Annotated in this window: 21 protein-coding genes; 12 read left to right on the plus strand and 9 right to left on the minus strand. The window is 50.3% G+C overall.

Annotation, left to right across the window (positions count from 1 at the left end; genetic code table 11):
- Both E1189_RS23960 and E1189_RS14845 read right to left on the minus strand, forming a co-directional pair.
- Nucleotides 1-392, minus strand: a 392-nt coding sequence (locus E1189_RS23960; RefSeq protein WP_196221452.1) for a hypothetical protein, incomplete at its 3' end; no start/stop codon positions are given.
- Between the two features lie 4 nt (nucleotides 393-396).
- The gene (locus tag E1189_RS14845) at nucleotides 397-1,188 is read right to left on the minus strand and encodes a methyltransferase domain-containing protein (protein ID WP_155161114.1); all 792 of its coding nucleotides are present in this window, start codon (nucleotides 1,186-1,188) and stop codon (nucleotides 397-399) included.
- Nucleotides 1,189-1,336: 148 nt separating this feature from the next.
- Here E1189_RS14845 and E1189_RS14850 point away from each other — a divergent pair, with 148 nt between their 5' ends.
- The 10 genes from E1189_RS14850 to dnaE all read left to right on the plus strand — a co-directional run bounded on the left by E1189_RS14850 (nucleotide 1,337) and on the right by dnaE (nucleotide 14,808).
- The gene (locus E1189_RS14850) at nucleotides 1,337-2,479 is read left to right on the plus strand and encodes a protein kinase family protein (RefSeq protein ID WP_155161115.1); all 1,143 of its coding nucleotides are present in this window, start codon (nucleotides 1,337-1,339) and stop codon (nucleotides 2,477-2,479) included.
- Between the two features lie 142 nt (nucleotides 2,480-2,621).
- Nucleotides 2,622-3,983 (plus strand): sigma E protease regulator RseP, encoded by a 1,362-nt coding sequence (gene rseP, locus E1189_RS14855; protein ID WP_155161116.1) that lies wholly within the window; start codon nucleotides 2,622-2,624, stop codon nucleotides 3,981-3,983.
- Nucleotides 3,984-4,027: 44 nt separating this feature from the next.
- The gene (gene bamA / locus E1189_RS14860; protein WP_155161117.1) at nucleotides 4,028-6,358 is read left to right on the plus strand and encodes an outer membrane protein assembly factor BamA; all 2,331 of its coding nucleotides are present in this window, start codon (nucleotides 4,028-4,030) and stop codon (nucleotides 6,356-6,358) included.
- 120 nt (nucleotides 6,359-6,478) lie between these two features.
- Nucleotides 6,479-6,979: an OmpH/Skp family outer membrane protein gene (locus E1189_RS14865; protein ID WP_155161118.1), complete on the plus strand. Its 501-nt coding sequence runs from the start codon at nucleotides 6,479-6,481 to the stop codon at nucleotides 6,977-6,979.
- Between the two features lie 3 nt (nucleotides 6,980-6,982).
- Nucleotides 6,983-8,050, plus strand: coding sequence for a UDP-3-O-(3-hydroxymyristoyl)glucosamine N-acyltransferase (gene lpxD / locus E1189_RS14870; protein ID WP_155161119.1), 1,068 nt, complete (start codon nucleotides 6,983-6,985; stop codon nucleotides 8,048-8,050).
- A gap of 108 nt (nucleotides 8,051-8,158) precedes the next feature.
- Nucleotides 8,159-8,617 (plus strand): 3-hydroxyacyl-ACP dehydratase FabZ, encoded by a 459-nt coding sequence (gene fabZ / locus E1189_RS14875; RefSeq protein WP_456238842.1) that lies wholly within the window; start codon nucleotides 8,159-8,161, stop codon nucleotides 8,615-8,617.
- Between the two features lie 2 nt (nucleotides 8,618-8,619).
- Nucleotides 8,620-9,393, plus strand: a complete 774-nt coding sequence (lpxA, locus tag E1189_RS14880) for an acyl-ACP--UDP-N-acetylglucosamine O-acyltransferase (RefSeq protein ID WP_230460418.1) — start codon at nucleotides 8,620-8,622, stop codon at nucleotides 9,391-9,393.
- 8 nt (nucleotides 9,394-9,401) lie between these two features.
- On the plus strand, nucleotides 9,402-10,592 hold the full coding sequence (lpxB, locus tag E1189_RS14885) for a lipid-A-disaccharide synthase (protein WP_155161120.1): 1,191 nt from the start codon (nucleotides 9,402-9,404) through the stop codon (nucleotides 10,590-10,592).
- Nucleotides 10,589-11,203 carry a ribonuclease HII gene (gene rnhB, locus E1189_RS14890; RefSeq protein ID WP_155161121.1) on the plus strand — a complete coding sequence of 205 codons (615 nt, stop codon included), beginning with the start codon at nucleotides 10,589-10,591 and terminating at the stop codon, nucleotides 11,201-11,203. The genes lpxB and rnhB overlap by 4 nt, the downstream gene beginning before the upstream one ends.
- A gap of 92 nt (nucleotides 11,204-11,295) precedes the next feature.
- Complete coding sequence (dnaE, locus tag E1189_RS14895; protein WP_155161122.1) at nucleotides 11,296-14,808, plus strand: DNA polymerase III subunit alpha; 3,513 nt, start codon at nucleotides 11,296-11,298, stop codon at nucleotides 14,806-14,808.
- 13 nt (nucleotides 14,809-14,821) lie between these two features.
- On the opposite strand, the gene E1189_RS14900 is transcribed toward dnaE, so the two are convergent.
- Nucleotides 14,822-14,986 carry a hypothetical protein gene (locus tag E1189_RS14900; protein WP_155161123.1) on the minus strand — a complete coding sequence of 55 codons (165 nt, stop codon included), beginning with the start codon at nucleotides 14,984-14,986 and terminating at the stop codon, nucleotides 14,822-14,824.
- A gap of 378 nt (nucleotides 14,987-15,364) precedes the next feature.
- On the opposite strand from E1189_RS14900, the gene E1189_RS14905 reads away from it, so the two are divergent.
- A complete protein-coding gene (locus E1189_RS14905) occupies nucleotides 15,365-15,727 on the plus strand; it encodes a PilZ domain-containing protein (RefSeq protein WP_230460419.1) in 363 nt (120 codons plus the stop codon).
- 80 nt (nucleotides 15,728-15,807) lie between these two features.
- The gene (gene sbcB, locus E1189_RS14910; RefSeq protein WP_329602057.1) at nucleotides 15,808-17,259 is read left to right on the plus strand and encodes an exodeoxyribonuclease I; all 1,452 of its coding nucleotides are present in this window, start codon (nucleotides 15,808-15,810) and stop codon (nucleotides 17,257-17,259) included.
- Nucleotides 17,260-17,284: 25 nt separating this feature from the next.
- Here sbcB and E1189_RS14915 read toward each other — a convergent pair whose 3' ends face one another.
- The 6 genes from E1189_RS14915 to sctR all read right to left on the minus strand — a co-directional run bounded on the left by E1189_RS14915 (nucleotide 17,285) and on the right by sctR (nucleotide 21,918).
- Nucleotides 17,285-17,650: a response regulator gene (locus E1189_RS14915; protein WP_155161125.1), complete on the minus strand. Its 366-nt coding sequence runs from the start codon at nucleotides 17,648-17,650 to the stop codon at nucleotides 17,285-17,287.
- Between the two features lie 277 nt (nucleotides 17,651-17,927).
- Complete coding sequence (locus tag E1189_RS14920) at nucleotides 17,928-18,569, minus strand: response regulator transcription factor (RefSeq protein WP_155161126.1); 642 nt, start codon at nucleotides 18,567-18,569, stop codon at nucleotides 17,928-17,930.
- 548 nt (nucleotides 18,570-19,117) lie between these two features.
- The gene (gene sctU, locus E1189_RS14925) at nucleotides 19,118-20,167 is read right to left on the minus strand and encodes a type III secretion system export apparatus subunit SctU (protein ID WP_155161127.1); all 1,050 of its coding nucleotides are present in this window, start codon (nucleotides 20,165-20,167) and stop codon (nucleotides 19,118-19,120) included.
- Between the two features lie 27 nt (nucleotides 20,168-20,194).
- Complete coding sequence (gene sctT, locus E1189_RS14930; RefSeq protein ID WP_155161128.1) at nucleotides 20,195-20,989, minus strand: type III secretion system export apparatus subunit SctT; 795 nt, start codon at nucleotides 20,987-20,989, stop codon at nucleotides 20,195-20,197.
- 1 nt (nucleotide 20,990) lies between these two features.
- Nucleotides 20,991-21,254 carry a type III secretion system export apparatus subunit SctS gene (gene sctS / locus E1189_RS14935; RefSeq protein ID WP_155161129.1) on the minus strand — a complete coding sequence of 88 codons (264 nt, stop codon included), beginning with the start codon at nucleotides 21,252-21,254 and terminating at the stop codon, nucleotides 20,991-20,993.
- A gap of 13 nt (nucleotides 21,255-21,267) precedes the next feature.
- Nucleotides 21,268-21,918, minus strand: coding sequence for a type III secretion system export apparatus subunit SctR (gene sctR, locus E1189_RS14940; protein WP_155161130.1), 651 nt, complete (start codon nucleotides 21,916-21,918; stop codon nucleotides 21,268-21,270).
- Nucleotides 21,919-21,959 lie beyond the last annotated feature (41 nt).

Consider the following 21,959-nt stretch of genomic DNA (forward strand, 5'->3'; position numbering starts at 1 on the left):
GAAGAAGAGGAAGCTTTCTTCTTATCCGTAATTAATTGAGGGGGAGTATGGCTGCGTTTCGTGACTAAACCTGAATCAGAATTGCGTCTTCTTTTTTCCACGTCAAATGACGCTTTACTATCTGGAGATCTTTTCCTTGAAATAGAGTGAAATGGCTGCATTTTTGATAATCTCTTCGCTGTTTTCCCTGAATCACTGCAAATATCGACAGCACAAGCCATTTTGGGTTCCATACGTGAAATGGCAGTAGCCGAGGTTTGTGCGGCATCCAAAAAGACAGTCCAGAGAACGTGCAAAAACATGGACAATGCAGCTACTTGCAAACAAGCTTGTTGAGTTAAATGTTGTAGAAAGTATTTCAGGCACAGCAGTGTTGCACTGTTGGTACGCAATCAGTTAGAGCGGTTTCTGGCAGAGATAGTGGATATATCTCGCCATACTCTGATACGGCTCCTGTCGCCCATAAATACTTTCCGCTTCCAGAATATCTTCAAACTTGCTGCGTTTGAGATCGTGTGGGCGCATGTTGTCGTAAATACCTCGAATGCCTGTTCTGGCTTTAATCTCGAACCCTTCCTCGTTTAGCCAGCTCTCTACGTCTTCCGGGTTTTGTGGGTTATCGGGTGTGAGGGTTTTGCCATTGCCTTTCAGGCGTGCACCGGGGTTGTTGGTGTAAACAAAGTTACCCATCATCAGGTGCCGCCAGATAAGGGCGCGCTTGTTGTAAAACAACACAGAGAACCAGCCGCCGGGTTTTACGGTTTTGGCCAGTGTTTTCAATACCTGTTCAGGGTTCTCCAGCCATTCTATAACCGCGTGAAACAGTACCAGGTCACCGGTGCTGCCTGTGTGGTCGGGTAGTTCCTGTATTGGTATGTGGTGCACAGTGAGGTCTGTTGCCGGGCTAATGTCCTGAAAGTTTCTTTCTGCGCGATTGAGCATTTCTCGGGAGATATCACACAGGGTGACTTTATGGGGCTGGCCTTTTGTCAGCTGTGCGGAAAACAGCCCTGTACCGCCGCCTGCATCAATAATCTGGTATGGGGACGCATCAGGGGAGGTCAGCCAGCCGACCTGTGTCTCAATATCTTCGCGAATGAGCGTGGTGCGGATGCGGCCTTTATCGGTGCCGTATATCTGTCGCTCAAAACGCTCAGCGAGAGTGTCAAAGTTTCTGTCTGCGGACACTCGTGGGCTCCTGTTTATAAATGCTGCGCAAGTTTACCGTAATTTGTTTTAACCACTAAGAGTGGTAACAGGTTGCTTAGAGGGGCTGACACCTCTGTGAACGTAGTGACCTGTTCAAGGGTCTTTGGTCTGTTTGCAGGAGAATACTATGGCATCACCTCTTGATTTGTCCTCTCTCAATCTTGGTGGAGTGGGCTCCTCATCTGAAGCTTCCAGAAGAGAGTCTCTTGGGCAGTTTGGTCGAATGGTTTCATCTGTGCGGCGACTCCTGGGTTCCCGCGCGGCGAGTGAGGTTATGAATTCGGCTCCGCTTGCAGAAGGTTTGAAGCGTCAGGCTTTGGCTATTATGACAACCCGCCCGCAAGATTTTGAAGGTGGTTATGCCCGTATCTGGTTGGTAAAAAACGTGCCAGAGGGGGAAGTCGTATACGCAATAAAGGCTGCGAAAAAAGAGTCTGAGGGTACGCCATCCCATGAGATTATGCAGAACGAGCTGTTCCGCGAGGCGGTGGCACTTAAGTGTCTTAAACATCCTAATATTGTGGAGCTTCTGGGTACCTGTCAACACCCCTCCTTGGGGATTATTCTTGTTCAGGGGCTTATGGATGGCAGTTTACATGAGCTTTTTGAAGAGTTGGAGGGTATCCCTGTTACTACTGTTCATCACATAGGATGTGATGTCTCGGCGGGTTTGAGGTTTATTCATCACCAACATTTGACTCATGGCGATCTGCAGGAGGGAAATGTTCTGTACAGGAAGGAAGAAAAGGGTACATTCTCTTTCCGTATCGCTGACTTTGGCTCTAGCTCACGGGTAGGGGAGCGTCGGCCTCCGTCGGGCAATGTGTATTTGCCGCCAGAGGTTTCTTCATACTGGAAGAAGCAATTTTCTGCTCACTTTGTAAGCAAACCTTCTGCATGTACAGAGTCAGATGTGTGGGCTTTCGGTGCCATGATTTTGCGACTTTTACTGGTCGTCTCGCCTGCTGAACTTGGGTTATGGATAAGTCGTCTGGCAAGAATCTCTATAGAGGAAGAGCGTGAGACGGAGGCGCAATGTCTTGAACGCATGTCTGGCCTTGCTGTCAGGGAGCAAAAGCTTTGCCGGGAGCCTGTGCCTGACAATCTGAGGGATTGGGTTCACGGTGTTCTGAGAGCAATGTCGGGATGCCTGAGCCTCAGGCTGGAGAGTCGTCCAAGTATTGATGAGGTGAATCGCAGGCTTCAGGATATATCTCTGCGGATGGTCAGCCCGGGTAAGGACAGGGGGGGTAAACAGAAGGCGGAGTGATATCTTAGTTTCGCTATCGAAAACACTGCTAAGAATTACTACTCATCCGGTTTGCCAGTCCTGGGGTCTATGTGCGAGCATTATTTATCAGTATTTTTTATATTTAGTGTTTTTATAACGATACCAAAGAGATTTGCTCTACATGGATTCGATCCAGACAATTTTTGCTTTTATTGTGACGCTGGGGCTGCTTGTCAGTATTCACGAGTACGGTCATTTTTGGGTTGCTCGCCGCTGCGGTATCAAGGTTATTCGTTTCAGTGTCGGTTTTGGTAAGCCCTTACTCCGCTGGCATGACAAGCTGGGTACCGAATATGTGATTGCTCTGATTCCTCTCGGCGGCTATGTGAAAATGCTGGACGAGCGGGAAGACCCTGTTGCCGAACATGAACGGCATATGTCTTTTAACAGCAAGCCTGTCCTTTCCCGTATTGCCGTTGTAGCTGCCGGCCCTGTCGCTAACTTCCTGCTGGCCATCGTTGCCCTGTGGTTGATGTACATGATCGGGGTGAGGGCGGTCATTCCTGTTGTCGGAGATGTTCTTCCCGACTCTCCTGCGGCCCGTGCCGGGCTGATGGCCAATACCGAAATTACCTCTGTAGATGGGGATGACACCCGCAGCTGGAATGATGTCAATATGGCTTTGCTTAAATCCATCGGGGATACCAAAACCATTGATGTGGTTGTGCGGCCTTTTGATTATCCGGATGCTCCCCCTGAGCCCAAAGGGATTTCTGTGAGTAACTGGTTGACCGGTGATGAGCAACCCAGCCCGGTGCATGGTCTGGGTATTGTACCCTGGTCGCCTGATGTGCCGGCTGTGATTGGACAGATTGTTCCTGGCCAGGCTGCTGAGCGTGCGGGGTTACAGACAGGTGATAAAATTATTGCCATGAACGGTGCTGCAATTCCTAACTGGGAAGAGTGGGTGAAGGGAATTCGCAACAGCTTTGGCAAGACTCTTGATTTAACAGTGGAAAGAAATGGCCAAGGTATTAGTATTGATCTGATCCCCGGGGAAAAATCATTAGCCGATGGAACGAAAATTGGGTACATTGGTGCTGGATCAGGCTCGTTTACGTGGCCTGAAGATTATGTTCGGGAGATTCGCTTTGGTCCGGTTGCTGCGCTGGGAGTGGCAGCACAAGACACGGCGTCGTTATCTTATCTGATGGTGGATTCCCTCCGGAAGATGATAACCGGGCTGGTATCAGTCAGTAATCTGAGTGGACCCATAACCATCGCTCGGGCAGCCGGGGCTTCTATCAAGTCTGGTCTGGAAAGCTTCCTCAGTTTCCTGGCTATGTTGAGCGTAAGTCTTGGCGTTATTAATTTACTGCCTGTGCCGGTACTCGACGGTGGCCACCTGCTGTATCATTTTGTGGAATTGATCAGGGGAAAGCCTTTGTCGGAAAAGGCGCAGATGTTTGGCATGAAAATAGGCCTGGCACTGATACTTGGCGTAATGTTTGTCGCCATTTTTAACGACTTGAGTCGACTGTGACCCTCCCGGGGGATAAAAGACCATTACCTGGAAGAACGGATTCCATGAAGCGATTATTACTGCCACTCGTCGCCGGAAGCATGCTCGCCGGACAGGCCAGTGCTTTTGTAGTCAACGATATCCGTCTTGACGGCCTGCAGAGGGTGTCTGCGGGTACCGTATTCAATATTTTGCCAATTTCCATCGGCGATGATATCAACAGCAAATCCATTGCGGACTCTGCCAAGGCACTGTTCCGCACTGGCTATTTTCAGGATATTCAGCTGGGTCGCGATGGCGATGTGCTGGTTGTCACGATGGTGGAAAGACCCTCGATCAGTAAGATTGAGATTGAAGGCAACAAGGCGATCAAATCAGAAGACCTTCTCAACGGGCTGAAGCAATCCGGCCTTGCAGAAGGTGAAATTTTTCAGCAGGCAACCCTCGAAGCCATCCGTATGGAGCTGGAGCGACAGTATGTTGCTCAGGGCCGTTATGGCGCTCGCATTGAAGCTGAAGTGAAACCTCTGCCCCGTAACCGTGTGGCGATTACCATCAAGGTGCGTGAGGGCAAGGTTTCTACCATCAAGGATGTCAACATTGTTGGCGCTCATGTATTTAAGTCAGAAGAGCTGGCGGATCTGTTCGAGCTGAAACCTTCGAACTGGATGTCCTGGTACTCCAACGATGACAAATACTCCCGGGAAAAACTTTCCGGGGATATTGAGCGACTGCGGTCGTACTATCTGGATCGGGGCTACATCAACTTCAATATCGTCTCCACTCAGGTGTCCATAACGCCCGATAAGGAAGGCGTGTACATCACTCTCAACATTGATGAGGGTGAGAAGTACAAGGTGAATGAAGTTAAGCTGGCTGGTGATCTTGCTGTCGATAAGAAAGAAGTCGAAGCTCTGCTGCTGGTTAAGCCGGAGCAGACCTTCTCCCGCCAGATTATGACCACAACGGAAGATCTGATTACTCGCCGATTGGGTAACGAAGGTTACACATTCGCAAACGTTACAGGTATTCCAACGCCTAACCATGAAAACAACACCGTTGATATCACCTTCTTCGTAGATCCTGGTCGTCGTGCTTACGTTCGTCGCATCAACTTCTCCGGCAATCTGAAGACCGAAGATGAGGTGCTGCGTCGTGAAATGCGTCAGATGGAAGGGGCGTCTGCGAATACTGCCAAGATTGATCAGTCTAAGGCGCGCTTAGGCCGTCTGGGCTATTTCAAACAGGTAGATGTGGAAACCACTCCCGTGCCGGGTTCCGGTGATCTGGTGGATGTGAACTACACCGTGGAAGAGCAGCCTTCCGGTTCTATTACTGCAAGTCTTGGTTTCTCCCAGTCCGATGGTTTGATTCTGGGTGGCTCTATCACTCAGGACAACTTCCTGGGTTCTGGTAACCGGGTGTCCCTGTCTGCGAACTCCAGTAGAACCCGTAAGCTGTATAGCTTCTCGTTTAACGACCCGTACTTCACTGTTGATGGTGTAAGCCGTGGTTATAGCCTGTACTACAGCAAGACCAATTACTCCGACAGTGATATTACCAACTACAACGTTGATACGGTGGGTGGTGATGTCACCTTTGGTTATCCAATCTCTGAAATCACCAGCGTGCGTATTGGTGGTGGTGTTGAGAACAATAAACTGAGAATTGGTTCTGCACCGGCTCTACGAGTTAAAGAGTTTACTGACCGGGAAGGCAGTGACTTCACGAACTTTAAGGCAAATATCGGGCTGTATCAGTCCACTCTGAATAATGGCTTGCTGCCTACCCGTGGCTGGTCCCAGAGTGTGTCTGCGGATGTGGCGGTTCCCGGCAGTGATCTGACATTTTACAAACTGAACTACCGTGGTCAGTACTTCCAGCCTCTGAGCAGAACTTTGACTTTGCGTCTGGCGAGCCGTCTGGGGTATGGTGCCGCTTATGGCAGCACTTACGACCTGCCGTTCTTTGAGAACTACTACGGCGGCGGCTTCGGCTCCATTCGAGGCTACAGGGATAACTCCCTTGGTCCACGGACTCTGCAGAGTAACGGCCAGTACGACCCTATCGGTGGTGACGTGTTAATGGAAGGTACAGCGGAAGTGCTGTTCCCGCTGCCCTTTATCAAGGATCAGCGCCAGTTGAGAACCTCTGTGTTCTTTGATGCCGGTAACGTATTTGAGACCGGTTGTAAGAGCGGCAAAGATTCTAAGGGCAGAGATTACTCCAGTGGCTGCACCAAGCCCTCTTTGTCCGATCTTCGTTACAGTGTGGGTGTTGGTTTAACATGGATCACTCCGATGGGTCCTCTCACCTTCAGCCTTGCGAGAGCACTGAAGGAAGAAGATTTGGACGAAACCCAAGTGTTCCAGTTCTCTCTGGGGGCGCCTTTCTAAGAAAAGCGGTTCACAGGATGACAGATAAGGGGTAGGGCGTTAGTCTTACCCCTTCTCTTTTAGGTAAAGTAAACAAGGTAAATCAGGAGTACCAATACAGTGAATGCAGGAGTGAAAAGCTTGCGCAGTTTGAAAGTTATTGCCATGGCCGCTATTCTGGCCACCCCTCTGGCTCAGGCCAGTGGTATTGCCATTGTTAACTCCCAGAAGGCCTTGCAGGAATCAGCCCCTGCCAAGGCATTTGAGCAGAAGTCACAGGAAAAGTTTTCTGTTCAGGTAGAGAGTCTGAAGACGGCTGAGGCCAGTTTCAAAAAACAAGTCGCTGATTTTGAGCGTGATAAGGCGACAATGAGTGATGCTGAACAGTCTAAAATGCAGCTTGAGCTGAGGCGTAAGCAGGAAGACCTGCAGTATCAGGGCCGTGCTTTACAACAGGAAGTGGCTCAGGCTCAGCAAGCGGAAATCAACCGCCTGGCTCCTAAACTGGAGCAGGCTATCTCAGCTGTTGCTGAATCTGGCGGTTATGATGTGATTATTGAGCAGGCTACTGTTCGTTATGCCAAGCCTGGCCTGGATATCACCGGTAAGGTGATCGAAAAGTTGAACGCGCTGGCGAAGTAATTGATGCAAGTTGAGATAAAGTCTGTAAAACAGTATACGCTGGCCGAGCTGGCTGACGTTTTACGGTATGAGTTACAGGTTGATGTGAAAGGAGATGCCAGCTGTGTCATCAGCGGTATTTCTACTCTTCAGGATGCCGTGCCCGGCACCCTGTCTTTTCTGGCAAACCCTGCCTATGCAAAATATCTGGCGGATACCAAAGCTGATGCTGTGCTGCTAACTCCTGAAGTGGCAGCAGACTATTCCGGCAATGCTCTGGTGATGAAAAACCCTTACCTTGGTTTTGCCAGACTAAGTCGTTTGTTTGAACGAGGCGATGGTGAACAGGTGGGCGTGCATGCTGATGCCAGCGTGGACGAGTCTGCTGTTATTGCTCAAACCGCCTGGATTGGTCCTGGTGCTGTGATTGAGGCAGGTGCTCATGTCGAGGCGGGTGCGCGTGTTCTGGCCAATACTGTCGTCGGTCGCGATTGTGTAGTGGGTGAGGGTACGATCCTTAAAGCCAATGTGACCTTGTGTCACGGTGTAACCATCGGAAAGCGCTGCATCATTCACAATGGAGCTGTTTTGGGTGCTGATGGGTTTGGTTTTGCCAATGACGCTGGCAGTTGGGTGAAGATTGCCCAGCTAGGTGGTGTGATTGTGGGTGACGATGTGGAGATTGGTGCCAATACCACCATTGATCGTGGTGCGCTGGATAATACAATCATCCACGATGGTGTAAAACTGGATAACCTGGTTCAGATTGCCCATAACGTTGAGATCGGTCGTAACACGGCTATTGCGGCTTGCACCGGTATTTCTGGCAGTACGAAAATTGGCAGCGGCTGCACTATTGCGGGTGGCTCCGGCATCGCAGGTCACCTGGATATTGCCGACGGGGTGCATATTGCCGGTATGGCGATGGTGACAAAATCGATTACTGATAAGGGCGTCTGGTCCTCCGGTGGTATAGGCTGTATGCCAGTGAAAGAGTGGAGGCGCAATACTGTGCGTTTCCGCCAGCTGGATGATATGGCCAAGCGTATCCGCAGGTTGGAAAAACAGACAAGTAAGGGTCGTGCGGAGTAAGCGGTCGTGCTCTGATGGCTCTGTTACAAAACCGGCTTTTGCCGGTTTTGTTTTATCTGTCAGATCCCGGTATAAAAGAGTTGGGGATATGAGTGGGAGGGACTCTCTATGGATCAGCATGCTATGGAAATGAATGTTGAGGATATTCAGGCACTGTTGCCCCAGCGTTACCCTTTTTTGCTGGTGGACCGTGTCGTTGGCTTTGATCTCGAGAAAAGAACAATTGACTGTTACAAAAATGTCACCGCTAATGAAGAGTTTTTCAACGGACACTTTCCCGGGCATCCTGTTATGCCTGGTGTGTTGATTATCGAGGCCATGGCTCAGGCTGCAGGTATACTGGGTTGTAAAATGACCGATAGAAAGCCGGGAGAAAATTCGGTTTACTATTTTGCTGCAGCAGATAATGTACGTTTCAGACGAACGGTTGTACCCGGTGACAGGTTACAACTGACGGCTCAGTTTGTGGCAGAAAAAAGAGGGATATGGAAATTTTCCTGTCAGGCCCATGTTGATGGTACACTAGCGAGTTCTGCTGTTATTACTTGTGCGAAAAAGGAAATCTGACCTTGATCGACTCCCGTGCCATTATCCATCCATCCGCGCGGTTGGCCGATGATGTTGAGGTAGGACCATTCACCACCATTGGCCCAGATGTAGACATCGGCTCTGGTACGAAGATCCATTCCCATGTTGTCATCAAAGGCCCAACGACAATTGGTCGAAACAACACCATTTACCAGTTCTCATCTGTTGGTGAAGATTGCCAGGACAAAAAATTCCGTCCGGGCGAGCAGACTCGCCTGGAAATTGGTGACAACAACATCATTCGTGAAGGTTGTACTCTTCACCGCGGAACCATTCAGGACAACAGCCTGACCAGAATCGGTCATGGCAACCTGTTGATGGCCTACGTACATGTGGCTCACGATTGTATCGTGGGCGACAACTGCATTCTTGCCAATAACACCGCCCTGGCAGGTCACGTTGTTGTGGATGACAATGTTATTCTTGGCGGGTTTACCACGGTTCACCAGTTCTGCCGTATTGGTCAGGGCAGTATGTCTGGTGCTCAATCCGCAGTGTTCAAGGATATTCCGGCCTATGTGATGGTGAGCGGTAACCCAGCCAAACCTCACGGTATGAACTTCGAAGGTATGCGCCGCCGTGGCTGGAATGATACCAAGATTCGCTCTCTGCGAAATGCTTACAAGACGGTTTATCTGCGTAACCTGAAACTGGATCATGCGAAGGAAGAGCTGCAGGGGATGGCTGATCAAACCCCTGAAATCCAGATTCTTCTCGATAGTATTCAGACATCTACCCGCGGAATTGTGCGCTAAATCATTTTATGTCTGATACACGACAAACCAGAACATTTGCCATTGTTGCCGGAGAAGCCTCCGGCGATATTCTTGGTGCCGGCCTGATCCGCGAACTGAAGCATCGCAATCCGGATGCTCGTTTTGTGGGTATTGGTGGGCCGCTGATGATGGCGGAAGGTTTTGAAAGCTTGTTTCCCATGGATCGCCTGTCGGTGATGGGTTTGGTGGAAGTCCTTGGTCGTTTGAAAGAGCTGCTGGGTATTCGCAAATCCCTGCGTGATGGTTTTATTGCTGATCCGCCCTCTGTTTTTATTGGTATCGATGCGCCGGACTTTAACCTCCCTCTTGAGCGAAAGCTGCGAGATGCAGGTGTTGCCACCGTTCACTATGTCAGTCCGTCCGTATGGGCGTGGCGTCAGAAGCGAGTATTGAAGATCCGCGAAGCTGTGGATCACATGCTTTGCCTGTTGCCATTCGAAACCGAGGTTTACGAAAAGCACGGCGTACCTGCGACGTTTATCGGACACTCGCTGGCGGATCAGATTCCCATGGAAGAAGATTCTACCCCCGCTAGAAATGCGTTAGGCTACACCACCCACGACAGAGTGGTTGGTGTGCTTCCCGGCAGTCGTGGTGGTGAGGTCAAGAAGCTTGCGCCACTGTTTCTTGAGGCTGTAAAGCTGATGCTGGATGCTCACCCTGAGCTGAAGTTTGTTGTTCCCTGCGCTAATGCCTCTCGTCGCTCCCAGATAGAAGGGTTTTTGCTGGCGCGAGATGATAACCTTCCCGTCAAGCTTGTGGGTGGCCAATCCCATGAGGTGATGGCAGCTTCGGATGTATTGTTGATGGCCTCTGGGACCGCTGCCCTGGAAGGTCTGCTTCACAAAAAGCCGATGGTCATCAGCTATCGGGTGAATGGACTGACTTACTGGATTATGCGTCGTCTGGTGACTATTGATCGTTTCTCCCTGCCCAACCTTCTGGCAGGCAAAAACGAAGATGGTTCTCATAAGGATATTGTCCCTGAAATTATTCAGGATGATGCGACCCCTGAAGCGCTGGCTGAGGCCACTCTGACCTGGCTGGATAATGCTGATAAGAGTCAAGCTCTGGTAGAAGAGTATCGACGTATTCATGCCCTGCTCAAACAAGACGCCAGTGCCCGTGCTGCCGACACTGTGATGGGTGTTGTGGAAGCCAAAGAGGCAAGTTTATGAGTGAGTGGGTGCAAACCGGGCTGGATTTCTGCCAAGCTTCCGAGCAGGAAATTATTGCCGGTGTGGATGAAGTCGGCCGTGGCCCTCTGTGTGGGGCGGTTGTTACGGCAGCTGTGATTCTTGATCCAAACAAACCCATTGTTGGGTTGAATGACTCCAAAAAGCTCAGCGAAAAAAAGCGCGATGCACTCTTCGATGAAATTCGCGAGAAGGCCTTAGCATGGGCTATTGGCCGCTGCGAAGTGGAAGAGATTGATAAACTCAATATTCTTCAGGCCACTATGGTGGCTATGCATCGTGCGGTGAGCAGATTGTCTGTGAAGCCAACACTGGTGCTGGTGGATGGTAATCGTACCCCTGACTTCGGTATCCCTGCCCGCGCCGAGGTAAAAGGTGATGGTCGTATTGCTGAAATCTCTGCCGCTTCCATCCTCGCAAAAGTAGTACGAGATCGGGAAATGGTGGAGCTGGATAAACAGTATCCCGGCTATGGTATTGCTGGGCACAAGGGCTACCCTACCAAAGCTCATATGGAAGCTTTGAAAACCCTCGGCGTTACGCCTATTCATCGTCGTTCATTCAAACCTGTGCGTGAGTGTCTGGAAGTCTGAGTCTCTTTCCTCTCAGGTCTTGATACCCATACGCAAATTCAGTGTCTACTGGTATGATTGACGGAATTACTGTTAATCATTCCGAGACCTCAATGTCAGCCCATCCCTCCCAATTTGTTCACCTGCGTGTTCACAGTGAATTCTCACTGATTGACAGCCTCGTGCGCATTAAGCCTCTGATTAAAACCGTGGCCGAAATGGGAATGCCTGCCATAGCCATGACGGATCAGGCCAATATGTGTTCCCTTGTGCGCTTTTATCAAGGGATGCAGGGGGCTGGTATCAAGCCAATTTGTGGCTGTGATGTGTGGGTGGAAAATATTGTTCCCGAGGAACCACCCACCCAGCTGGTGCTGCTGTGCATGAACACCACAGGTTATAAGAACCTGCTGGAGCTGGTGTCTGATGGCTTTCAGAAGAACCAGCATCAGGGCAAATCCATTCTTAAGCGTGAGTGGATTCTGGAGCGCAATGAGGGTTTGATTGCGCTGTCCGGTGGCCGCCGGGGAGAGATTGGCCAGGTGTTGTTGGGTACTAATCCTCAGCTGGCCAACGATTTGATGGAGCAATGGCTCCAGGCGTTTGGGGATCGCTTTTATCTGGAGCTGCAGCGCACCAGCCGCCCTGGTGAGGAAGAGTATCTCCATGGGGCCGTTGATCTGGCTATTCGCATGGATGTGCCGGTTGTGGCTACCAATGATGTGATGTTCCTGTCCCAGTCGGACTTTGAGGCCCATGAGGCTCGGGTGTGCATTGGTGAGAGTCGGACGCTGGATGACCCCCGCCGCCCCAAAAATTATTCTGATCAGCAGTATCTCAAATCTGCTGATGAAATGTGTGAGCTGTTTGCGGATATTCCCGAAGCTGTTGCTAATACCGTTGAAATTGCCCGCCGCTGTAGTGTGGATGTGCCACTGGGTACTTACTACCTGCCTGATTTTCCTGTGCCTGAAGGCAAAACCATGGACGAGTTCTTCCGTGAGTTTTCTGCAAAAGGTCTGGAAGATCGTCTGAGATATATTCTTGACCCCAATGCTGACGACTATGAAGCGCGCCGGAAGGAGTATTACGACCGTCTGAACTTCGAGCTGGATATTATCCTGCAGATGGGGTTTCCCGGCTACTTCCTGATCGTAATGGACTTTATCCAGTGGGGTAAGGATAACGGCGTACCGGTCGGCCCAGGCCGTGGTTCCGGTGCCGGTTCTCTGGTGGCCTACGCCCAGAAAATCACCGACCTTGATCCACTCCAGTATGACTTGCTGTTCGAGCGATTCCTGAACCCGGAACGGGTCTCCATGCCCGACTTTGATATCGACTTCTGTATGGATGGTCGGGATCGGGTGATTGACTACGTAGGACAAACCTACGGCCGTAATGCGGTATCCCAGATCATCACCTTCGGTACTATGGCGGCCAAGGGTGTTGTGAAGGATGTCGCCCGTGTGCAGGGTAAATCCTACGGTATGGCGGATAAGCTCTCCAAGCTGATTCCCTTTGAAGTGGGGATGACGCTGGCCAAGGCTTTCGATCAGGAAGAGAACCTGCGGGAGTTTCTTGAAAACGATGAAGACGCCCGTGAAGTTTGGGAGATGGCTCTCAAACTGGAAGGTATTACCCGTAACGTAGGTAAGCACGCCGGTGGTGTGGTTATCGCCCCCACCAAACTCACCGATTTTGCGCCGCTCTACTGTGATGAGAGCGGTCAGGGCTTGGTTACCCAATACGATAAAAACGATGTGGAAACCGCGGGTCTGGTGAAGTTTGACTTTCTGGGTTTGCGCACGCTGACCATCATCGACTGGGCCTTGAAGATGATTAACCCCCGTCTTGAACGCGAGGGTAAGGAACTGGTGGATATTATGCAGATCGATCTGGAAGATCCGGCTTCCTATGATCTGCTTAAGGCGGCGGAAACCACGGCAGTGTTTCAGCTGGAATCCCGGGGTATGAAGGATTTGATCAAGCGCCTTCAACCTGACTGCTTCGAAGATATCATCGCACTTGTAGCCCTGTTCCGTCCTGGCCCTCTGCAGTCCGGCATGGTAGATAACTTTATCAACCGTAAGCACGGGCGGGAGAAGATTTCCTATCCCGATGTACAGTGGCAGCACGAGTGGCTACAGCCCATTCTTGAACCTACCTACGGCATCATCCTGTATCAGGAACAGGTTATGCAGATTGCTCAGGTGCTGGCGGGCTACACGCTGGGTGGTGCAGATATGCTGCGCCGGGCTATGGGTAAGAAGAAGCCTGAGGAGATGGCGAAACAGCGTGCCGGCTTTGAGGCCGGTGCCGTAGCTCAGGGGATTGATGGCGAGCTGGCCATGAAGATCTTTGACCTTGTGGAGAAATTCGCGGGTTACGGCTTTAACAAGTCTCACTCTGCTGCCTACGCACTGGTGTCCTACCAGACTCTGTGGCTGAAGAAACACTTCCCGGCAGAGTTTATGGCGGCGGTTATGTCTTCCGATATGCAGAACACCGATAAGGTAGTAACGTTTATCGAAGAGTGTCGGAACATGGAGCTGGAAGTGCTGCCGCCGGATGTGAACAGTGGTGACTACCTGTTCGATGTAAACCGTGAGGGGCGCATTGTTTATGGCTTGGGTGCTATTAAAGGTGTGGGTGAAGGCCCGATTGAAGCTATTGTTGAAGCCCGTAAGGCCGGTGGGTCATTTAAAGACTTGTTTGATTTCTGCCAGCGTATTGATACCAAGAAGGTGAACAAGCGCTGCCTGGAGGCTTTGATTCGTTCTGGTGCCTTTGATGCTCTGGGGCCTTGCACGGGTAAGAAAGAGCTAAACCGCAACCGTGCCGTTCTGGATGCCTCCATGGAGGAGGCTGTGAAGGCGGCGGATCAGTCGGCCCGCAGTGCGGCTGGTGGTCTGGGTGACCTGTTTGGTGGCCTCGCTCCTTCTGAGGATGAGAACGCTTACGATAAGTACATGCAGGCGCGGGAATGGCCAGATAAGGAACGCCTGAAAGGGGAGAAGGATACCCTTGGCCTGTACCTCACCGGTCACCCCATTGATGAGTATGAGAAAGAAATTCGCCATTTTGTGCGCAACCGTATCTCTGATCTGCAACCAGCCCGGGACAATATCAATATTGCCGGTCTGATTGTGAATATGCGGGTGATGAAGAACAAGCGCGGTGACAAGATGGGCTTTCTGACCCTGGATGACCGCTCTGGCCGCATTGAGGTGTCAGTCTTCTCCGATACCTTTGCCAAGCATCAGCATCTTCTGGTGAAGGATACGCTGGTGGTTGTGGAAGGTGAGGTAAGCTTTGATGACTATTCGGGTTCTATTAAGGCGAATGCCCGTCGGGTGATGAGTCTTGTTGAAGCACGCAGTCAGTATGTGAAGGAGCTGGAGGTTGGCATGGATGAAGCTGACTGTTCCGGTAACTTTATAACCGATCTTCAAAGGCTGCTGTCAGATCATGCTGGGCCTACGCCTGTGGTGATTCACTTTGAGAAGGAAGATGCCCGGGGGCGGATTCAGTTGGGCGATGGTTGGTGCATTTCTCCCGGTGATGAGCTCGTGCAGTTGCTTCGGGATCGTTATGGTAAGGAGCGAGTGAAGGTTCTTTACTCTTAGGTTGTTTGGGTACTTACCTGTTAAGTAACTTGCTTTTCAGATCTTCATAGCGGGCAAATTCACAGGTTCCCAGCTCTGCTACATAAGCTGGTGTGATGGCTGCACAGGCTGTCAGAAAAGTGCTGAGCAGCAGAATTATAGCTCGATCTGTTGAGCTGGTTTTCTGATTCGCTGGCATAGTCTCTCTGTTTCCTGCAAAGGGTAAGATGTTGCTATTTGTCGGGATGGTATCATCTTGCAGGGCGGTTAATCTGAGTGTACTGGGCGGTGAGTCATGATTATGAGTAATTTATTTTTCTGGAATGGATAACCACCTTTCTTATTCCTATTTCTAATTGCTTTCTACTTTCTGGAATGAATTCTCCATCATCTAGAAAAAACAGTTTTAAATGACTGGTTGGGGGCTGCTCTAATCTTCAGAGTGAAGTAACCGCAGTACCCCGCTTCCCGTGGGATGTTCGAGAGTCCCGGGAAGCTTTCAGGGGTGGTTGTATGGCCAGCACAACCACAAATCTGGTGGCGCAAATTGTCCGAATGCAGCAGGGATGTTTCGGTGATGTCAAAAAAAGCGTTCACACAGGCACCATTGCCTTTCCACAGTGACAACCTCAGCAGTTATCTGAAGGTGTATAACCGCCGTACGGGAAGGGAGCTGGGTTTTCTCGGTAATATCAGTCGCAATGGTTTGATGCTGATTACCCGCTGGCGCATGCAGACCGAAGCCGAATTCAATATGCGCATTATTTTGCCTGAACCGCTGTTAGGTAAAGAATATGTGGATTTTGATGCGCGATGCCAATGGTGTCGCCCGGATGTTGATGCGGAAAGTTTTGATTCCGGTTATATCGTTCTTACCAGTGGTGTGAACTATGACTTGCTCATCTCCGCTTTGCAGCACTACTTCTCTTTCTCTCAGTAGTGATTTCTCAATAGCTTTTTCTGATTAGCTTCTCCTGAAGTGATAAGCTGGAGTGGTTATCTTCCTGATGGTATTCCGCTGTGGCGCAAACTTTTTTCTGGTACGACTTCGAGACATTCGGCGTAAACCCCGCCAAAGACTGGCCCTGTCAGTTTGCCGGTATTCGTACAGATGCCAACTTCAATGAAATTGGTGAACCCATCAATATTTACTGTCGTCTTCCAAATGATCAGCTCCCCCACCCGGAGGCCTGCCTTGTGACAGGTATTCTGCCAGAGGAGGCGAATGAAAAAGGGGTGTGCGAGGCCGAATTTATTGATCGCATCAATCAGGAGTTTTCCGTTCCCAATACCTGTGTGTTGGGCTACAACACCCTTCGTTTTGATGATGAGGTAACCCGCCACAGCCTCTATCGCAATTTTCAGGACCCTTATGCCCGTGAGTGGCAGAACGGTTGTTCACGGTGGGATCTGATTGATGTTGTCAGGCTGTGCGCAGCTCTCAGGCCAGACGGCATTCACTGGCCTGAGCGTGAGGATGGTACTCGTAGCTTTAAGCTGGAAGAGCTGACCAAGGCGAATGGTATTGCCCATGAAGGCGCTCACGATGCTCTGTCTGATGTGCGGGCAACCATTGCCATGGCTCGCCTGCTGAGAGAAAAGCAGCCTCGCTTGTTTGATTATGTGTTGAATAACCGGCTGAAGTGGCAGGTGGCGAAGCAATTGGATACAGTCAGCTCGCGGCCCAAGCCAGTCATTCATATCTCGGGCAAATATCCGGCAGTCAAACACTGTCTGGCGATGGTGGCTCCTCTGGGGGCGCATCCGACCAATAAGAATGAAGTGGTTGTGTATGATCTCTCCGTTGATCCTCAGTCGCTTCTGGAGTCGTCAGCCGAAGATATCCGCTACCGTATGTTCACCTCATCTAAGACTTTGCAGGAAGAGGGGCTGGAGCGCATTCCTGTGAAAACCATTCGCCTGAACCGTTGCCCGATTATCGTGCCCTGGAAAACCGCTGGAGCAGAAGACTGCGAACGCATTGGGCTGGATCAACAGCTCTGGCAGAAACATTATAAGCAGCTGTTTCAGAGTGCAGAGCAAGTGGCACAGCTAAGGCAGAAAATGGCGGAAGTATTTCTGGGCGGGGAGCAGCGTGAGGGCAGTGATGATCCGGATCTGATGCTTTACAGTGGCGGCTTCTTTAGTAATGAAGATCGGGATCTAATTGGCCGAGTAAAAAATACTCACCCCGGTGAGCTGGCAGGGTTAAATCTGCCGTTTTCCGATGGGCGGCTGTCAGAAATGCTGTTTCGCTATCGCGGAAGAAACTGGCCCGACCTTCTTGCAGGGCAGGATGCACAGGATTGGCAGAGTTTTCGTAGAGAACGGCTTGTGGAAGGAGAGGGTTGGAATCTTCAGTTGTTCTTTGAACGCATCGAGCAGTTAGCCCAGGATGCGGATAACCCAAAGAACATCGAAATACTGAACCGTCTTGCGGATTACGGCAGGCGTCTTGCTGAGGATTTGTGAGCTGTGAAGGATTCTGCCTGAGGTCTCAGGCAGAAATGCTAGCAATATATTCAGCCAGTCGGCCGTGAATAACCGGTTTTTCAATATAATCAATGGCTCCAGCCTGGATGGAGGCGACGGCTCCGTTCAGGTCGTGCTGCTTGCCCAGTACAATAACAGGAATACCGACATTGGTGATGTGGGATACCTTCTCGCAGATAGACGAGCTGCACAGGGCATTCGACATAATCAGATAGCTGGGCTTGTGGCTATCCAGGCTGTTCTCCATATCTTCCCAAGACGAAAAACAGCGCAGAGTCAGCTGGCCCTTTTCGCAGAGGGACATGATGGCACTGGTTACGGCCTGATCGTTTTCCAGTAGGAAGACGCATGAGCCTTGTGCGTTGTTCATAGTGTATTCCTGAGTAATTAACAGCGGTCCGGAGGTAAGTGAACGTCCTGTTGTCTTGAATGCTCCAGAGAGTCCTTTATCACCGACGCGCTAATCATAGAGGCTGCTGCGGGCAGAGAACTATCGTTGTTTTTACCCAGCACCGTGCGATAAGCCGTTAAGATAATCAGGTAGGGGTGGAGTAGGCTGTTGAAGAACAGAAGAGCAACGCACCAGTACTGCAAAAAGGCAGTACTGGAAGCAGATCGGGACAGGTTTTCAGATAACCGCTTAAGTATTACTTAAAACGGAAATCCTCTTTCAGGTGATCTTTTACCTGCATAACCTGACGAACCAGATGAGCCAGAGACTTGGTGCCCATCTTTTCCATTACGCGGGAGCGGTGGATTTCAACAGTACGCTGACTCAGGTTGATGTCGGCCGCGATAACCTTATTGGCCTTACCTTCAACAACATGGTGCAGAACTTCACGCTCACGTTCAGTCAGAGTAGACAGGCGACGCAGGATTTCTTTGTGCTCCAGCAGTTCGGCACGCTGTTGAGTGTCCAGCTTCAGAGCGTCATTGATAAGGTCCAGCAGTTCCTGATCACGGAAAGGCTTCTGGATAAAGTTCATGGCACCGTCTTTGATGGCTTGAACAGCCATGGGAACGTCACCGTGACCAGTAATGAAGATGATAGGCAGAATGCAGTGCATATCGTTCAGCTTGCTCTGCAGTTCCAGGCCGCTCATGCCTGGCATTCTGATATCCAGCACGATGCAGCCAGGACGGTTTTCATCGTAAACTTCCAGGAAGTCGGCTGGAGAACCAAAGACTTCTACCTTCTGGCCTACAGAATTCATCAGCATTCTGAGAGAGTCGCGAACTGCTTCATCATCGTCAATGATAAATACAGTGGGGTCCTGTTGTTGTTGCATGATGGCTCCGGTCTGCTAACAGAAATGTAAGCGCTGAATTGTCAATAGGGATAATGAAGCCTCTGATAGCACTCACGTGCCTCTGGCGTTCTTCATCCCTTTTAAAAGTAAAGTGTCAGTTTTATAGCCGCTGGTTTCGAAATCGGCAAACTACTAACGAAGACTGCTGTGAACGCAGCGTAGTGTACTTTCGTGCAACAGCGGCTTTTCGTTAAACGACTAAGGTGTAGTGACTTCATACACCTGATTATCTTAAACAGCTACCTGGTAGGCTAAGACTGTCGTTTTTCAGTGTTTTGTCCAGTTTTCACTGTGTTTACAGAATCTTGATCCGTAAGGGGTGGAGAGAGTATAGGGAGTTAGGCAGGGTTTTAATCCGTAAAAGTACGTTGGTGCTAAGCTTTTTTACTCTTACTTATTTCAGAAAACTGTCTGTTGAATTTAGTAGTCAGCTGATGGGCTATCAGAACGATACTGTGCCTTATCTGATCAGTTGCTACAGAACATCAATCGCTAACCAGCTTTTGGGTACGTTATAAACGGGCTCGCTATTCAGGATCTTCATCCTGTTTCATCTGTTGTACCCAGCGGAACACTTCGGCTACCGGGCTGATGAGTTCGCTGGGGATATAGTCGAAAACTTCGGTCTGGCTGAACAGGGCATGAGCGAGGGGAACATTTTCCATCACAGGAATCCCATGGCGCTCGGCCGCCTTGATAATAAACTGTGCCTGATTGCGTTTGCCGAGGCAGGTGACCATAGGCAGTGGCGTCTTGGCCTTGTTATAGTGCAGGCCCACGGCGATATGGGTGGGGTTTTTTATCACCACATCGGATTGCGCCACATTGTCTTCTGAGTTCAGCAGCTCACGGTGCAGCTCCTTACGCTTACCCTTGATCTCCGGGTTACCTTCCATCTCCTTGTATTCCCGCTTGACCTCATCCTTGGTCATCTTTTGTTCTTTGGTGAACTGGTATTTCTCAAACATAAAGTCCAGTACCGAGATCACCATAAAGGCGACGATGGCAAACAGCATCAGCTTCTTCATCAGGGAGCCGAGCACCGGAAGGATGCAGTTGGTGCCGCAGTAGGGCAGGTTCATCAGCTCGCTCAAACTACCCTTGATTACGAAATACACCACCAGTGACAGGAACAGAATCTTGATGATGGACTTCACCAGTTCCACCACATTCTTAATAGAGAATATCTTTTTCGCTCCCTGAATGGGGTTGATCTTCTTGATATCCGGCTTGATCGGCTCAAAGGCCAGAAGAATGCCAAACTGCACAACATTGCCGGCAACCGCTGCAAAGGCGGAAGCGACAACCAGTGGTGCAATCATCAGCAGGGCCTTGGAGAGCAGGCCAAGGGTGATGGATTTGAGGGCATCGCGAAACTCCATTTCATAGAATTCTGCCGGATACAGCAGCAGCTCCTGAAACATCTGCACATACCAGTCGCTTAAGGCCCAGATAATGGCAACAACCGCAATAATGCCCGCCGTGGAAGAGATCTCTTTGCTTTTGGCAACCTGGCCTTTCTTACGAGCGTCACGAAGTTTTTTCGGTGTGGGTTGTTCAGTCTTTTCACCGCTCATGGCATCGGCTATTTATTTTGCGAAGGGTTACATTAAATATTGCCCAAGAATTCTCATAACGCTCGGGAATTCACTGGCGCGCTCTTTGGCGAGACTCATGACCGTCGACACGTACAGCACCAGGATGGCCACGGCCACGGCCGACTTGATGGGCATGGCTAGAATAAATACGTTGAGCTGAGGGGCAGAACGGCTGATCAGTGCGATACCCCACTCCGTAATAAACATGCAGATCATAATGGGAGCAGCAAGCCATACAGAGAGGGTGATTATCAGATCAAACTGCCCCAGAAAGAACAGCACGGCCGATTGATTTATTGTTGGCCAGAATTCAAATACCGGCCACGCGTGATAACTTTGGAACAGGCTGCCCAGCAGAATCAGAAACACACCGCTGATAAGGTAAATACAGGTAAACGCCTGAGCGAACATTAAACCCATAGGCGAGGTTTCTGACCCTGACATGGGGTTCATGGTACTCGCCATAGATGCACCACGCTGGTTATCAATAATAAAACCGGCAGCTTCCAGTGCCCAGAAAGGAATGGTGGCAATAAACCCGATAAACATGCCGATCATCACTTCTTTCAAAATAAGCGCCAGAATAATCAACATACCAGGCGTGGAATCTGGCTCCTGGGCCGACACCATGGGGTACAGAAAGATCGCCAGACTCCCCACAATACCATTACGAATCATGGCACCGCCCACTACCTGTTTATTTAGAATGGGCATGGTATTGAAGGCTGCAGCCATACGCACCATGGTCATAGAGTAGATGAAGAGAACGTGCTTGAGCTCTGCGACGGCCTCAGGAGGCATATCAGATATCCGGAATGAAGTTCATGATTGCCAGAGAGAAGTTGTACACTTCAATACCCATCCAGCGGGCGGTGGCGAAAATACTGATCACAACGGCAATCAGTTTGAACGCGAAGGGCAGGGTTTGTTCCTGTATCTGGGTCAGTGCCTGCACCAGACTCACCAGCAAACCGATACCTGCAGCAGCCACAATAGGTGGCATCGACAGAATCAGCGTCAGCATCAGGGCTTTGGCTGTCATTGTCAGAACTTCTGCTTCAACCATTCTGCCATTTCCTTTATTGATAACTGAGCACAAGGCCGTGGATCAGTCGTGTCCAGCCATCCAACAATACAAACAGTAGTAGTTTGAAGGGCAGAGAAATGGTCATAGGCGATACCATCATCATACCCATGGCCAAAAGGATGTTAGATACAATCAAATCGATAATGATAAACGGCAGATACAGTAAAAAGCCGACCTGAAAGGCTTTGGTCAGTTCACTGATGGCGAATGAAGGCACCAGTATCATAAGACTGTCCTGTGATAACTCTTCTTTGTAGCCGGGAGGCCAGAGTGCGGTAGCGGTTTTTAAAAAAAAACGGCGTTCTCTGTCGGTTGTGTTTTTCAGCAGGAATTTGCGATAGGGCACCACACCCGACTCAAACACCCCTCGCCAGGAATCATCCTTAATGCTGATTTGTTCATCTTTCACGATGTTGAACATCTCGATGCCTACGGGGGCCATGATGTAAATGGTGAGGATGATGGCCAGAGAGTTCAGGGCCATATTCGGAGGAATCTGCTGCAAACCAGTGGCGTTACGGAGTATGCCAAACACCACAACCAATTTGAGGAAGGACGTGCCCAGAATAGCGACAAACGGCACCAGCGACATCAGTGCCAGCGGCAGTATCAGGTAAAACGGTGATGAGAGATCAAACTCCATCGCAAATGTCCTTTTCCCGGTACTGCTCGGTGATTGAAATG

It is taken from the genome of Parendozoicomonas verongulae, assembly GCF_009711465.1.
In the GTDB taxonomy this organism is placed as follows: domain Bacteria; phylum Pseudomonadota; class Gammaproteobacteria; order Pseudomonadales; family Endozoicomonadaceae; genus Sansalvadorimonas; species Sansalvadorimonas verongulae.